Annotated in this window: 17 protein-coding genes; 9 read left to right on the forward strand and 8 right to left on the reverse strand. The window is 64.6% G+C overall.

Translation table 11 applies throughout. The features are described 5' to 3' along the window. Positions 1 to 12: 12 nt before the first annotated feature. The 4 genes from ASILVAE211_RS02585 to ASILVAE211_RS02600 all read right to left on the reverse strand — a co-directional run bounded on the left by ASILVAE211_RS02585 (position 13) and on the right by ASILVAE211_RS02600 (position 2,043). Positions 13 to 639: a LysE family translocator gene (locus ASILVAE211_RS02585; protein ID WP_227319711.1), complete on the reverse strand. Its 627-nt coding sequence runs from the start codon at positions 637 to 639 to the stop codon at positions 13 to 15. A 23-nt stretch (positions 640 to 662) separates the two neighbouring features. Continuing rightward, positions 663 to 1,004 carry a hypothetical protein gene (locus ASILVAE211_RS02590; RefSeq protein WP_227319712.1) on the reverse strand — a complete coding sequence of 114 codons (342 nt, stop codon included), beginning with the start codon at positions 1,002 to 1,004 and terminating at the stop codon, positions 663 to 665. A gap of 22 nt (positions 1,005 to 1,026) precedes the next feature. Then, entirely contained in the window at positions 1,027 to 1,347 is a 321-nt protein-coding gene (locus ASILVAE211_RS02595) for a Tse2 family ADP-ribosyltransferase toxin (RefSeq protein WP_227319713.1), read from the reverse strand. Positions 1,348 to 1,461: 114 nt separating this feature from the next. Continuing rightward, positions 1,462 to 2,043, reverse strand: a complete 582-nt coding sequence (locus ASILVAE211_RS02600; RefSeq protein WP_227319714.1) for a Uma2 family endonuclease — start codon at positions 2,041 to 2,043, stop codon at positions 1,462 to 1,464. A gap of 58 nt (positions 2,044 to 2,101) precedes the next feature. On the opposite strand from ASILVAE211_RS02600, the gene ASILVAE211_RS02605 reads away from it, so the two are divergent. Genes ASILVAE211_RS02605 through lpxB form a run of 5 tightly spaced genes read left to right on the forward strand, consistent with a single transcriptional unit; the run spans position 2,102 to position 5,628 of the window. Next, positions 2,102 to 2,512, forward strand: coding sequence for a hypothetical protein (locus tag ASILVAE211_RS02605; protein WP_227319715.1), 411 nt, complete (start codon positions 2,102 to 2,104; stop codon positions 2,510 to 2,512). Beyond that, on the forward strand, positions 2,509 to 3,126 hold the full coding sequence (locus ASILVAE211_RS02610) for a GNAT family N-acetyltransferase (protein ID WP_227319716.1): 618 nt from the start codon (positions 2,509 to 2,511) through the stop codon (positions 3,124 to 3,126). Before ASILVAE211_RS02605 ends, ASILVAE211_RS02610 begins: the two co-directional genes overlap by 4 nt. Continuing rightward, the gene (locus ASILVAE211_RS02615; RefSeq protein ID WP_227319717.1) at positions 3,123 to 3,995 is read left to right on the forward strand and encodes a carbon-nitrogen hydrolase family protein; all 873 of its coding nucleotides are present in this window, start codon (positions 3,123 to 3,125) and stop codon (positions 3,993 to 3,995) included. Before ASILVAE211_RS02610 ends, ASILVAE211_RS02615 begins: the two co-directional genes overlap by 4 nt. Then, entirely contained in the window at positions 3,995 to 4,453 is a 459-nt protein-coding gene (locus ASILVAE211_RS02620) for a GNAT family N-acetyltransferase (RefSeq protein WP_227319718.1), read from the forward strand. The genes ASILVAE211_RS02615 and ASILVAE211_RS02620 overlap by 1 nt, the downstream gene beginning before the upstream one ends. Continuing rightward, positions 4,450 to 5,628: a lipid-A-disaccharide synthase gene (gene lpxB, locus ASILVAE211_RS02625; protein ID WP_227319719.1), complete on the forward strand. Its 1,179-nt coding sequence runs from the start codon at positions 4,450 to 4,452 to the stop codon at positions 5,626 to 5,628. The genes ASILVAE211_RS02620 and lpxB overlap by 4 nt, the downstream gene beginning before the upstream one ends. On the opposite strand, the gene ASILVAE211_RS02630 is transcribed toward lpxB, so the two are convergent. Continuing rightward, positions 5,610 to 6,593, reverse strand: a complete 984-nt coding sequence (locus tag ASILVAE211_RS02630) for a Gfo/Idh/MocA family protein (RefSeq protein ID WP_227319720.1) — start codon at positions 6,591 to 6,593, stop codon at positions 5,610 to 5,612. The genes lpxB and ASILVAE211_RS02630 overlap by 19 nt on opposite strands. Positions 6,594 to 6,822: 229 nt before the next feature. Here ASILVAE211_RS02630 and secD point away from each other — a divergent pair, with 229 nt between their 5' ends. Genes secD through ASILVAE211_RS02645 form a run of 3 tightly spaced genes read left to right on the forward strand, consistent with a single transcriptional unit; the run spans position 6,823 to position 10,967 of the window. Then, positions 6,823 to 8,400, forward strand: a complete 1,578-nt coding sequence (gene secD, locus ASILVAE211_RS02635) for a protein translocase subunit SecD (protein WP_227319721.1) — start codon at positions 6,823 to 6,825, stop codon at positions 8,398 to 8,400. Between the two features lie 11 nt (positions 8,401 to 8,411). Continuing rightward, the gene (secF, locus tag ASILVAE211_RS02640) at positions 8,412 to 9,386 is read left to right on the forward strand and encodes a protein translocase subunit SecF (RefSeq protein WP_227319722.1); all 975 of its coding nucleotides are present in this window, start codon (positions 8,412 to 8,414) and stop codon (positions 9,384 to 9,386) included. Positions 9,387 to 9,428: 42 nt separating this feature from the next. Continuing rightward, the gene (locus tag ASILVAE211_RS02645; protein WP_227319723.1) at positions 9,429 to 10,967 is read left to right on the forward strand and encodes a tetratricopeptide repeat protein; all 1,539 of its coding nucleotides are present in this window, start codon (positions 9,429 to 9,431) and stop codon (positions 10,965 to 10,967) included. Here ASILVAE211_RS02645 and ASILVAE211_RS02650 read toward each other — a convergent pair whose 3' ends face one another. After that, positions 10,968 to 11,366 (reverse strand): VOC family protein, encoded by a 399-nt coding sequence (locus ASILVAE211_RS02650; RefSeq protein ID WP_227319724.1) that lies wholly within the window; start codon positions 11,364 to 11,366, stop codon positions 10,968 to 10,970. Between the two features lie 91 nt (positions 11,367 to 11,457). Here ASILVAE211_RS02650 and ASILVAE211_RS02655 point away from each other — a divergent pair, with 91 nt between their 5' ends. Then, entirely contained in the window at positions 11,458 to 12,171 is a 714-nt protein-coding gene (locus tag ASILVAE211_RS02655; RefSeq protein ID WP_227319725.1) for a helix-turn-helix transcriptional regulator, read from the forward strand. Here ASILVAE211_RS02655 and ASILVAE211_RS02660 read toward each other — a convergent pair. Together ASILVAE211_RS02660 and ASILVAE211_RS02665 are read right to left on the reverse strand one after the other, a co-directional pair. Beyond that, positions 12,168 to 12,911 carry an SDR family oxidoreductase gene (locus tag ASILVAE211_RS02660; protein WP_227319726.1) on the reverse strand — a complete coding sequence of 248 codons (744 nt, stop codon included), beginning with the start codon at positions 12,909 to 12,911 and terminating at the stop codon, positions 12,168 to 12,170. The genes ASILVAE211_RS02655 and ASILVAE211_RS02660 overlap by 4 nt on opposite strands. Continuing rightward, positions 12,908 to 13,717, reverse strand: coding sequence for an exodeoxyribonuclease III (locus ASILVAE211_RS02665; RefSeq protein ID WP_227319727.1), 810 nt, complete (start codon positions 13,715 to 13,717; stop codon positions 12,908 to 12,910). The genes ASILVAE211_RS02660 and ASILVAE211_RS02665 overlap by 4 nt, the downstream gene beginning before the upstream one ends. Between the last annotated feature and the right edge of the window lie 67 nt (positions 13,718 to 13,784).

Here is a 13,784-nt window from a genome sequence, read left to right on the forward strand (position 1 = left end):
GCCGAGCCCGCGTCAGGCGCGGTCGCCCAGCGCCAGTTTCAGGCCGAAGGCGATGAAGACGCAGCCCGTCAGCCGGTCCATGGCAGCCACCACGCGCGGCTTCTGCAGCACCGGCAGCATAGCGCGCGCGCCGGCAATCAGCAGGCCGAACCAGGCGATCCCGAGCAGGACATGGATGGAGGCCAGCGCCACGATCATCGCCGATACATTCATGTGCGCTGGGATGAATTGCGGCAGGAAGGATACGTAGAAGATACCGACCTTGGGGTTGAGGATATTGGTCAGAAAGCCGCGCGCCCAGGCGCGGGACGCGGCGGGCTGGTTCGCCATGCTCGCGGCAAGGCCCTGCCGGCGCGGCGACAGGATCAGTTTCGCCCCGAGATAGAACAGATAAACGGCGCCGACCCAGCGCAGCGCGTCATAGGCGAGGCGGGAGGCTGCCAAAAGGGCACCGAGGCCTGCGGCGACGATCAACCCCCAGGCGAGGCAGCCCAGCGCCACGCCGCAGGCGGCCTTGAAGGCTTGTGCGGGCCCGTTCGCGGCAAGGGTGCGCAGCACCAGCGCCGTATCCAGTCCGGGCGTGATCGTCAGCAGGGACGCCGCCAACGTGAAGGTGAGAAGGTCCGAGGCGAGGGTCATGCCAGGGGGATGCCGGCAGGTATCTATCGCCGGGGTGGAAAAGGAGCGCCTTTATCAAGGCGAAGATCAAGCGCGAGGCTGTCTTTGATGGCCTTGAGCAGTTCAAGGTCGTTGCCGTCTTCAATAAAGGAGATCGGGCGTTTTCCATCGATTTCCAAAGAAATCACGCGATCAATCGCGTGCAGGAACATGGCGGCGGCGTCTTTGGGTATGTGTTGCGGGCCAGGACGGTGCGGCTCAAAATCGCGATTGGCCCGCCAATTTTCCCACATTCGCAGTTCGTCATGGGCCAAAGCATGCCTATCGGCCGCTTCCTCGGCGGCAAATTCAGCAAACCGCAGGGCCTTGGGGGACAATTGGACCATGGAAAACCCTATAACATAGATTTTACATGAAGGCTGCGTTCGAGACGCAGAGAAGGCGTTTGTAGTCGTCAAGCGGCATGTCCTGGGTCGGTTCCCAGGACCAGTGCTGCCCGTGATCGTTCCATACCAGCAGAAGAGTTCCGTAGTCGTGGCCGGCCGGCAGATGCCATAGCCGGCCCTTGCCATGGATCGGCTTGTCGAAAGTCGATATCCCGCCGGTGCCGGCCTTGACCCATGTCATTCCGCTGTTTTGATAATGTGTTACGTCCTGCGACCTGACATTATCGAGACGAGCGCTGGCGTTATTGCCAAGCCGATAGAGATCGACGGTCGTGATCCCCAAATCGCGCTCCATATTATCTTAGCCAGCCTCACCCAGCGCTTATGAACCGCCTTATTGTATCGATTTTAGAATAAAATAACGTCCCTGAGGCACCGCTGCAAGTTGGGAGAGCGGCTAAATCGGTTCCATCTGGCTTTCGGGTGGCGGGCTGAGGTCGATATCGGCGTAGAATTCCGCGAGCGGGATATCGATGCCGATTTCCGGCATGGATAGCACGGCACCGTCCAGTAGGACCTCCGACAGCCAATCCTCGCCCTGACGGCGAAAGACGGTGGCGGCAGCCTCGCTTTGCGCGAGAATGACATAGCGCTGAATGCTGGGTGTCGCGCGATATTCGGCATTCTTGGTGAAAAGGTCGGTATCCGCCGTGCTGTCGCTCAAGACCTCGAAAACCACCACCGGTTCGGTCACCACGTGCGCATCGGGCGGGAAGGCCGTGCAGGTCACGAAGGCGTCCGGGTAGCGGACGCGCCCGGCGACTTCGATCTTGAGGTGGCTGCCGTAAGGTTGGCAGGGCCTGCCGCGCAGTCGGCCCGTCAATGAGAACAGGACGTTCCGCTGGATAGCTGAATGCGCGATCGTCCCGCCGGTCATGGCGACGGGCCGGAAACCGTCGAATTCATAGCGCAGCTCCTGCCGGTTTTCCCAGGTCAGGAACTCGGCCAAGCTCATGATCATGCTCATGGGTTTGCGCATGGCGACGTTCATGGCGCTATGCTAGCAGCCAGACCTCGCTTGCCGGTAGGATATTCGGATGCGCTATTCCACTCGTTGCCTCGGCGCCTTCGGTGCCCTTTCGCTCCTCGGCCTCGCTGGGTGCCAGACCGGGCCGACGCTCTCGCAGCGGCTGCATGCCTATATCGGCCAGCCGGAAACAGCCATCGTCCAGGGCCTGGGCATACCCCAGCGCGCCATCACCACGGGCGGTATCAAATACCTCGCCTATGACTGGCAGAGCACTGCGGTCATTCCCGGCGGCGGACCCGGCTGGGGCTGGGGCGGCGGACCCTGGGGGCCATGGGGTGGTGGCTGGGGCGGCGGCTGGTACCAGCCGACCACGGTCGTCACAACGGCCTGCGAGGCGACCTTTCAGATGGGCCCCTCCGGCACCGGCGCGGGCGAAGTGGCGGTCGCCGTTATTCTGCGTGGCAATGCCTGCGAATGAGCGAGACAGCCTTGACCATCCGCACCGCCACGGGCGCGGATATCCTGCCCTATGTTCCGGCACTGGCCCGGCTGCGCATCACGGTCTTCCGCGACTGGCCCTATCTCTATGAAGGGGACCAGACCTATGAGGAGACCTATCTCCGCACCTATGCCGAAAGCCCGCGCGCCGCGATCGTTCTGGCGTTCGACGGTGACGCGGTGGTTGGCGCATCAACCTGCCTGCCGTTGGCGGATGAAACGGCCAATGTGCAGGCGCCCTTCCGCGCCAAGGGCATTGCGGTCGAGCGCGTCTTCTATTTCGGCGAGTCCGTTCTGCTGCGGCATTATCGCGGCACGGGTGCGGGCCTGCGCTTCTTTGCCGAGCGCGAGGCGCATGCGCGCGCCGTTTCCGACTGCGATATCGCCGCCTTCTGCGCGGTGCAGCGCCCGGACGATCATCCGGCGCGGCCGGCGGATGCCGTGCCGCTGGATGCCTTCTGGCAGAAGCGCGGCTTCACGCCCTATCCGCACATGCGTTGCATGATGCATTGGCGCGATGTGGGCGATGATGAAGAAACCGCCCATCGTTTGTCCTTCTGGCTCAAATCCCTGACAGGAGCAGCATTGCCGTGACCCGCCTTCGTCTCGCCTTGGCGCAATATCCCATCGAGCGCCTGCGCAGCCTGGATGATTTCGAGGTCAAGATCGACGATATTATCCGCAGCGCCAAGGAAGACGGGGCTGAGATGCTGGTTCTGCCCGAATACGCGGCCATGGAACTGGCGGCGGCCTTCACGGACGCCGGCGATGCGGTGTCCGAACGCGATGCGATCGTTGCCCGGGCGGACAGCATTGTCGAGATCATGCGGCAGGCCGCGCAGCGCCATCGCATCTGGCTGCTGGGCAGTTCGGTGCCCATGCTGCGTGACGGCGCGGTACGCAACCGCGCGCCTTTCATCTCAGCCGATGGCGTCGTGCAGTTCCAGGAAAAGCGGGTCATGACCCGTTTCGAGAATGAGGCATGGCATGTCGCGGCCGGTGATGAGCCGCAGGTCTTCGAGACGCCCTGGGGCCGTATCGGCATTGCCATCTGCTACGATGTCGAATTTCCGATGCTGGCCCGCGCGCAGGTGGAAGCCGGCGCCTGGCTGATCCTGTCACCCTCCTGCACCGATACGCTATGGGGTTTCAATCGCGTGCATCTATCGGCCCGCGCGCGGGCCATCGAAAACCAGTGTTTCGTTGCCATCACGCCGACGGTGGGGGAAGCCCCCTGGTCCGCGACGCTGGACGTCAATCGCGGCTATGCCGGCGTTTTCGGCCCCTGCGACCGTGGCTTTCCGGATGACGGCGTCATTGCCAAAGGACAACTGGACGAACCCGGCCTTGTCTTCGCGGAGCTTGACCCGGACCTGATCGAAGCGGTGCGCGAAAATGGTGGCGTGCGCAATCATCGGGACTGGCCGGCCCACCCGGCCGAATGCCGGGTCGTCGGCTTCTGATGACGGTCACTGTCGCACAGGAAGCCGTCCGCCAGCCGGCGGTGCGCGCTTTGCTGGAACAGTCCTGGGCGCTGTCGGATGCCTTGTACCCGGCGGAGAGCAATCATCACCTGGATGAAAGCGAACTCGACGTGCCGCAGGTGTCTTTCTTTGTCGCGCGTCGAAATGGCCAGGCGCTGGGCTGCGGCGCGCTGATGCGCGTCGATGAGATCTATGGCGAAATTAAAAGCCTCTTTGTCGATCCCTCGGCGCGTGGCCTGGGTCTCGCCCGGGCTGTGCTGACCGCCATCGAAGCGGAGGCGTTAGGGCAGGGGCTTGCACTGCTGCGGTTGGAGACGGGCATCCGCCAGCCGGAAGCCATTGGGCTGTATGAGGCGACGGGCTTCCGCCGCATTCCGCCCTTCGGTTCGTATCGGGACGACCCTTTGAGTGTCTTCATGGAAAAGGCTCTGCGATGAGCGATCAAAGCCCGCTGATCTATATCGTGGCGGGGGAGGCGAGCGGTGACGTGCTCGGCGCCCGGCTGATGCGCGCCATCACGGCGCGGATGCCCGGCGCGCGCTTTGCCGGCATCGGCGGGGCGCGCATGGCCGAACTCGGCTTTCAAAGCCTGTTTCCCATGCATGAACTGGCGCTGATGGGACTGGCCGAGGTTTTGCCGAAACTGCGCAAACTCAAGCGGCGGATGGAGGAGACGGTGGCCGATGTCACCGCGCGCCGGCCGGATGTCATCGTCACCATCGACAGTCCCGGTTTTACGCTGCGGCTGCTCAAGCGCATCGCGCCGCTCGGCCTCAAGCGCGCGCATTACGTCGCCCCGCAGGTCTGGGCCTGGCGTGAGCATCGGGTGAAAAAATATCCGGGCCTCTGGGACAAGCTGCTCTGCCTGCTGCCCTTCGAGCCCGCTTTTTTCGCCGGGCATAACCTGCCGGCGGATTTCGTGGGACACCCGGTGCTGGAATCAGGGGCCGACAAGGGGGACGGCGCGCGCTTTCGCGCCGCGCATCATCTGCCGCCGGAAGCGATGCCCGTCATTCTCATGCCCGGCAGCCGGGTGACCGAGATTACGCGGCTGATGCCGGTTTTCGCGGAAGCCTTGGCCATGCTGGCGGCCCGCTTTCCGCATCTGGTGCCGGTCATGCCGGTGGCGGCCTCGGTCGCGCCCAAGGTGACGGCCGCCGTCGCGTCCTGGCCGGTGAAGCCGATCCTGGTGACGGATGTCGATGGCAAGCATGATGCCTTCGCCGCCGCCCATGTGGCGCTGACGAAATCCGGCACATCGACGCTGGAACTGGCGCTGGCGGGCGTGCCGATGGTGGTGACCTACAAGGTCAACCCGATCACGGCGGCCATCGTCAAACGCGTGGTGAAGGTCTCCTACGCCGCCATGGTCAATCTGCTGGCGGGGCGGGAGGTGGTGCCGGAACTGATCCAGCAGACCTGCACGCCGACGCGACTGGCCGACGAGGTTGCCCGGCTGCTGAACGATTCAGGGGCGGCCGAAGCGCAAAAGGCCGCCTTCGCTGCCGTCATGCACAGCCTGACGCCCGCCCATGGGCTGCCCTCGGAAGCGGCGGCCGATGCCGTGCTGGCCCTGATGGCAGGGCCGGCCGGTCACTCCGCCGGGTTATAGAGGCCGGAAGCGGTGACAAGGGCGTTGGAGCGGTCCATCGCCTCTTTCACGGCAATCGCCGCCGCCAGCGCGCGGCGCCCGGCGGCTGCATCGACCAGGACAGGGGCGCCGTCGAGGACGGAGGCATAGAAGGCCTCATGCTCGGCGGCGAGGCTGTCATGATCTTCCCAGGCCATGTCCTTCATCGAAAATTCCGGCATGCCCGGCACCGGAAAGCCGCCGCCCTGGCCGCGCACGATGGCCGTCAGCTTGCGGCCGGCGAAATCGACCGCCAGATAGCCGCTCTGCGCGAAGATACGCATCCGCCGTTCGGTCTTCAGCGAAATGCGGCTGGCGGTGATGGTGGCGACGCAGCCATTGGTGAAGCGCACGCGGGCATTGGCGATATCCTCATGCGCGCTGGCGACGGCCGCGCCCACGGCGTCCACGCTTTCGATCGGCGCATCGACCAGCGCCAGGATGAGGTCGAGGTCATGGATCATAAGGTCGAGGATGACCGAAACATCCGTGCCGCGCGGCTTAAAGGGCGCGACGCGCACGGCTTCCAGATACAGTGGCTTGCCCATCCGGGCCGAGACGGCACCATGAGCGGCCGAAAACCGCTCCAGATGGCCGACCTGCAGCACGACGTCATGCTCGCGGGCCAGCGCCGCCAGACTATCGGCCTCTTCCAGGGTGGAGGCGATCGGCTTTTCGATCAGCACATGGCGGCCGGCGCGAATGGCGCGGGCCGCGATCTCGTAATGGGCTTCGGCGGGCGTCGCGACGATGACGGCGTCCGACGCCGCGATCAACTCATCCAGCGGCAGAGGCGGCGCGCCGGCTTCCCAGCCCACGCTGCGCGCCCGCTCCGGGTCGCGGTCAAAAACGCCGACAAGCTGCGCGCGGGGGGTGCTTGCAGCCTTCAGGGCATGGTAGCGCCCGAAATGCCCGACCCCGGCCACACCAAGCTTCACGGTTTCCATCGGTCGTATCCGTCCAGTCGCATGAGGCCCCAAGGGGGCCGGTGACGTCGGGCCGCAGGACTAGCACCTGACAGCCATCCGTCAACCAATCGTGCCGTTAACCAAACGGAGCATCGTGGCGGAAATCAGCCCGAACGATGCCAGCACTTGCCATGCTGTCATCTGGCCGCCATACCTCCGCGCCAAATATAGTCTAGCAGAGTCTGATAACCGGGGGCCTTCCGCCGCTATGCTTTATTTCAGCCGGCTCAAGGCCGCCGCCGTGTTCGGGGCCTGCCTGATCGGCATCCTGTTGTGCCTGCCCAATTTCTGGTCTGCGCCGAAGAACGGGATGCCTTGGCCTCAGATTCATCTGGGCCTCGATCTGCGCGGGGGCAGCTTTCTGCTCATGCAGGTCGATATGGATGCCGTGGCGAAGGAAAAGCTGGGCAGCACGGTCGATGAGGTGCGTCAGGATTTCCGCAAGTCCAGCATCGGCTATACGCGCCTGGCCGCAGACGTTGCCGCCAATCAGGTGCAGATCGGGCTTCTGGACCCGACCCAGCGCCCGGCCGCCATCGCCGCCCTGAATGACCTGCTGGTGCCGCCCAATGGCCCCGGCAGCCTGGCGGATTTCAACGTCAGCGGCGAGGGCACCAACCTCATCCTGACCTTGTCGCAGCCCGCCATGCAGGCGCGCGCCACGGCCGCTGTCACGCAGTCGATCGAAATCGTCCGCCGCCGCATCGACAGCACCGGCATCGTCGATCCGCAGATCGCCCAGCAGGGCGACAACCGCATCATGGTGCAGTTGCCCGGCATCACCGACCCGCAGCATATCAAGAAGCTGCTGGGCGAGACGGCGCATATGACCTTTCATCTCGTCGATGAAAGTGCGAACGCCAATGGCGGCGGTCCGGCGCCCATCGGTGACGCCTTCCTGCCCATGCAGGGCGACCCCAATAACAAGATCGCCATCCAGCAGGCCGTCATGGTCGATGGCGCGGATCTGACGAATGCCCAGGCGGGGCAGGATCCGCAGACCGGCGGCTGGGTGGTGAATATCACCTTCGACAGCCTCGGCTCGCGTCAGTTCGCCGATGTCACCAGCGCCAATGTCGGCCACCCCTTCGCCATCGTGCTGGATAACGAGGTCATCAGCGCCCCCGTCATCCGCGAGGCCATCACCGGTGGAAGCGCCCAGATCAGCGGCAGCGCCAATGCCCAGGCCGCGACCGATCTGGCTTTGCTGCTGCGCGCGGGCGCCCTGCCGGCACCGCTGACGGTGATCGAGGAGCAGAGCGTCGGGCCCGAACTGGGTGCGGATTCCATCCGCGCCGGTGCCATTTCGCTGATCGTCGGCTTCCTGCTGGTCATCTTTTTCATGGCCGGCGCCTATGGCCTGTTCGGCTGGTTCGCCAATATCTCCCTCGTCGCCAACCTGATCCTGATGATGGGCATCCTGTCGCTCATCGGCGCGACGCTGACCCTGCCCGGCATGGCCGGCATCCTGCTGACGCTGGGCATGGCGGTCGACGCCAATATCCTGATCAACGAGCGCGTCCGCGAAGAGGTGAAGAACGGCCGCAGCCCGCTCCAGGCTTTGGAAGCCGGCTATAAGCGCGCCTATGGCACCATCATCGACAGTAACGTGACGGCGCTTCTGGCCCACGTCATGCTGTTCATCTTCGGCTCCGGCCCGGTGCGCGGCTTTGCCGTCACCATCACGGTCGGCATCGTCACCACGCTGTTCACCGCGACGGTTTTTGCCCGGCTTCTGACCTCGCGCTGGTATATCCGCCGGCGCCCCACGGCGCTGCCGGTTTAAGGACTACAGAGATGCGCTTCTTCTATCGGCCGCTCTTCCGCCTGGTGCCGGACGATACCCGCATCAAGTTCATGCGGGGCCGCTTCGCGGGTCTGATGGTCTCGGCCGTCCTCTCGCTCGCCTCCATTGGGCTGTTCTTCTATCCCGGCCTGCGCCTCGGCATCGATTTCAAGGGCGGCGTCGTTATGGAAGTCCGCACCGCGCAGCCGGTCAGCTTCCCGGCGGTGCGCGCGGCGCTGGCCGGGCATGACCTGCCGGATGCCGGTCTTCAGGCTTTGGGTGGCAAGAACGAAATCATGATCCGCCTCGAAAGCCGGGCGAATGCCCAGGCGACGGATGCGGCGGTCGCCCGCGTTCATGCCGCGCTGGATCAGGTTTCGCCCGGCAATCAGGTGCTCAGCACCAGTGCGGTCGGCGCCTCGGTCTCGTCCCAGCTGTTCCGCCAGGGGCTGATGGCGCTTGGTCTCAGCCTGCTGATGATCCTGATCTATATCTGGTTCCGGTTCGAATGGCAGTTCGCCGTCGGCGCGGTGGTGACGCTGCTGCTCGACATCACCAAGACGATCGGCTTCCTGGTCATCACGCGCCTGCAATTCGACCTGGTGATGGTCGCGGCGATCCTGACCGTGCTCGGCTATTCCACCAACGACAAGGTGGTGGTCTATGACCGGATGCGCGAAAACCTGCGCAAATACAAAAGCATGCCGCTGCGCGAGTTGATCGACATGTCGATCAACGAGACGCTGAACCGGACGCTCGGCACATCCATGACGGTCTTTCTGGCGGCCCTGCCGCTGGCGATCTTCGGCGGCTCCTCCATCGAGGATTTCGCCATCGTCATGCTGTTCGGCATCGTCGTCGGCACCTCCTCCTCCATCTTCATCGCAGCCCCCATCCTGCTGTTCCTGGGGGAGAAGCGGCTGCGGCGCGATACCCGTCCGGCGAAATCGGAAGATCCGAAGAAAGTTCAGGCCCGCGCCCGCTGACCCTATTATCCGCCGGTATGTTCCGGCGCTAAGCTCGCGCCTATGGGCGCACAAGCAGATACGCAGACCGATATCGACCTTGATCTGACGGAGGCGCCCCAGCCAGGGGGGCCTGCGCCGGTGCCTCCGCAGCCAGCGGCATCCGCGCCGGGGGCATCCGCGCCGGCGGCGCCCCAGCCGGGGGCGCCCCAGCCGGTCCGCCCGCCCGATGTCATGGTCCCCATGCCGCTCGGCCTCATGCTACAGCTCGGCATGCGCGCGCATGAGGCAGGCAAGGCCCAGGAAGCCGAGGCTATCGCCTCCAACCTTCTCCGCGCCGCGCCGCAGGACGGGCGCGTTCTGCATCTGGCGGGCATTATCGCCTTCAAGGGCAATCGGCAGCCTCTGGGCATCCAACTTCTGGAGCGGGCGATCACGCAGGAGCCGGCCAACCCGCTCTATGTCCGCAATATCGCCGAAATGTATCGCGTCACCGGCCGGCTGGACGCGGCTATGCGCGCCATCAGCCGGGCCATCGCGCTGCGGCCCGATGACGCTGTCTGCTATCACAACCAGGCCGTCATCCTGCATGAAAGCGGCCGCATCGCCGAGGGTCTGGCCAGTTCGCGCCGCACCGCTGCGCTCAAGCACGACATGCCGGGCGCCCATTTCGCGATTGCCGAGGCGCAGCTTCTGCTCGGCGAGTTTGCGGAGGGCTGGGAGGAATACGAGTGGCGCTTCCGCATGGCCGGCGTGCCGCCGGTGATGCCAGCCGCCGTGAAGCGGGATCGGCCGCAATGGGGCGGGAGCCGATTGGAAACGGGCCGCCTGATGATGATCGGCGATCAGGGTTTCGGCGATGTGCTGCAATTCAGCCGCTATATCCCTTGGGCGGTCGGTCGTGGCCAGCCGACCTTTTTGGCCACCAGCAAGGAAATGGCGCCCGCCATCCGCCGCATGTTTCCCGATCTGGAAATCCAGACGCGCTGGGCGGATTGCAGCGATTTCGCGGCCTATATTCCGCTGTCCGGCCTGCCGCGCCTTTGCGGCACGCGGATCGACACCATCCCGCCGGTCGTGCCGCTGCCACTGGACCCCGAGCGGGCCGAGGCCTGGACCGCGCGCCTGAACGACAGCCTACCTTTGGGCCTGAAGCGCGTCGGCATCGTCTGGGCCGGCCGCCCGACCCACAAGAATGACCGCAACCGCTCCATCGCTTTCGCGACACTGATGGCAACGCTCGGCAATCTTCCCGGCATCGCCTTCGTCAGCCTGCAGAAGGGGGACCGCACGGCAGACCTCGCCGGCTATCAGGGGGCGGCGCCGCTCTTCGACGCGGCCCCGCATATTGAGACCTATGAGGATACGGCAGCCGCCATCGCGGCGCTGGACGTCGTCGTGACGGTCGATACCTCGGTCGCGCATCTCACCGGCCTGGTCGGCAAGCCGGGCTGGGTGCTGCTGCCCTTCACGCCCGATTGGCGCTGGCTGCGGGAGAGGACGGACACGCCCTGGTATCCGTCTCTGCGCCTGTTCCGCCAGCAGGCGCATGGGCAATGGGATGCGCCGCTGGCCGCCGTCGCGGCGGCGCTGGTGGGTTAGCTACCGCGACCCGAAGCGCTGCCGCGCCGCCTCGGTCGCCGGCATATACAGCGATACGGCCGTGCCTTCGGGGTCGCGGAACTGAAAGGTCTTGTTGCCCCAGGGCATCGTCTTCAATTCATGGACGAGGGGCACTTTGTCTTTCAGCCGCGCGTAATCGGCATCGATATCCGCGACCTGAAATTCGATGTATGCGGTGCGATTGGCGGCGGGTTCCGCGCTGCCCGCCTGCCACAAAGCCACGGTTTCGACCGCGCCGATGGCGAGCGTTGCGGCGGGGGTGACGATCTCGGCGAAAACCGGGGCCAGCCAGTCGGCGCTAAGCCCGGTCACCATCTCGTAAAACGAGACCGTGCGCTGGATGTCGGCGGTGATGAGGCGCACGGATGCGAGTTTCATGGTCAATCCTTTGAAGCAGGCCAGCCAAGGACGGCGGCGGCTTCTTGTCCCACAGCCCTGCTGACAGCATCCTGGCAGCAGGAGTGAGCCCATGCGCCCGACAGACCGATTGTTCCAGATTATCCAGATCCTGCGCCGGTCGACCCAGCCGACCACGGCTGCCGCTTTGGCGGAGGAGCTGGAGGTGTCGAAACGCACCGTCTATCGCGACATCGCCCAGCTGATCGGCCAGCGCATTCCGATCGAAGGCGAAGCAGGCTTCGGCTATGTGCTGGCGTCAGACTATGACCTGCCGCCGCTGATGTTCACGCCTGACGAGATCGAGGCGATCATGCTTGGCGCGCAATGGGTCATCGGCCGATCCGATCCCGATCTGTCCAAGGCCGCGCGTGATGTCATGGCCAAGATCGCGGCGGTCATCCCCGAACATCTGCACCCTTTCGCCGAGGTTCCGAGTGTGGGCGCAAAACCAGCTATCGGGGAGCAGGTTAGCGGCGTCGATACGACAATGCTGCGCTCGGCCATCCGCCATGGCCGCAAGCTAAGCCTGCACTATCACTCGGAAGCCTGCCAGGACAGCACGCGCACCGTCTGGCCGGTGCTGCTGGGCTATTCCGACTCGCATTGCCTGCTCATCGCCTGGTGCGAATTGCGGAAGGATTTTCGGCACTTTCGCGGCGAGCGGATTATGGGCGCGGAGATGCTGGACGAAAGCCACGGCCTGCACGCTGGCGAACTCAGGCGCCGCTACCGGCTCTGGCGCGAGGCTCGTCTTACCGCCTCGCGCCTCGCGGAAAGCGCTTAGCCGCGCCCGATGAAGGGCATATTCGTCGCCATGACGGTGATGAACTGCACATTGGCGTCCGCCGGCATGCCGGCCATGAACAGGATGGTGCGGCCGACATCGTCCACATCCATGCGCGGCTCGATCGCCATGCGCCCGTCGGCCTGCGGCACGCCCGCCGTCATGACCTTCGTCATGGCGGTTGCGGCATTGCCGATATCGATCTGCCCGCAGGCGATATCGAAAGCGCGGCCGTCCAGCGAGATCGATTTGGTCAGGCCGGTCACCGCGTGTTTGCTGGCAGTATAGGGGGCCGAGCCCGGACGCGGCGCATAGGCCGAGATGGAGCCGTTATTGATGATGCGGCCGCCCTGCGGCGCCTGATCGCGCATCAGCCGGAACGCAGCGCTGGCGCAGAGAAACATGCCGTCCAGATTGACGGACATCGTATCCCGCCAATTGTCCCAGGTCAGGTCGCCGAAATTGATCGAGCGGGCGGAAATGCCGGCATTGTTGAACAGCACATCCAGCCGGCCATGGTCTGCGGCAATACGCGCGAACAGGGCATCGACGCTCGCCGGATCGGTGACATCGGCCGCCACCGGGATAGCCGTCCCGGCCTTGGCCAGTGCCGCAGTTTCCTGCAGCGCTTCCATCCGCCGGCCGGCGAGATAGACGGTATCACCGTCACCCAGCAAAGCGAGGGCGGCGGACTGGCCGACGCCGCTGCCGGCACCGGTGACAAGACAAATACGGTTCATAGGGCGAGCTCCACCAATACGGGCACGTGATCCGAAGCCTGGGTCCAGCCTCGTGCCTCTTTTAAAATTTCGTGGCGCGTGAGGGCGCCTTTCAGATCATGCGTGACCCAGACGTGATCCAGCCTGCGGCCCTTATTGGCCGCTTCCCAATCCTTGGCGCGATACGACCACCACGTATAGAGCTTCTGGTCGGCTGGCACGAAATGCCGCAGCCCGTCATGCCAGCAGGTATCCTGCCATTCCGTCAGCAGCGCGGTTTCGACCGGCGTGTGCGAGACGATCTTGAGCAGCTGCTTATGGCTCCAGACATCATGCTCCAGAGGCGCGATATTGAGGTCGCCGACCAGAACGGCGCGCGTCAGTTTGGGCGTCTTGGCGAAATGGTCGCGCGCGGCAGCGACGAAATCGAGCTTATGGGCGAATTTCGGATTGAGTTCGGTATCCGGAATATCGCCGCCGGCGGGTACGTAAAAATTATGGATGACAAGCGGGCCGCCGGGCAGGTCCAGTTCCACGGCCAGATGGCGGCAATCCTCTTTTCCCACCCAGTCCTGCGTATCCTCATGCCGGCGCATGGGCGTTTTCGAGAAGACGGCGACGCCGTTATAGCCCTTCATGCCCCGGAACAGCACGTGGTCCATGCCCAGCACCTTGGGCAGGTCCAGCGGGAACAGGTCATCCGGGCATTTGGTTTCCTGAAGACAAACGACGTCGGGGGCGAGCTTGTCGACCACGTCCTTGAGCAGCCCCTGCCGCAGGCGGACGGAGTTGATGTTCCAGGTGAGAATGCGGAGTGTTTTGGCCATGATCAAAGGGATAGCCCGGCCCTGGGCTTAGGGAAATCCCTTCCCGACGTCATCCGCGTGCTCGTCA

Source organism: Acidisoma silvae (genome assembly GCF_020618775.1).
Lineage (GTDB): Bacteria > Pseudomonadota > Alphaproteobacteria > Acetobacterales > Acetobacteraceae > Acidisoma > Acidisoma silvae.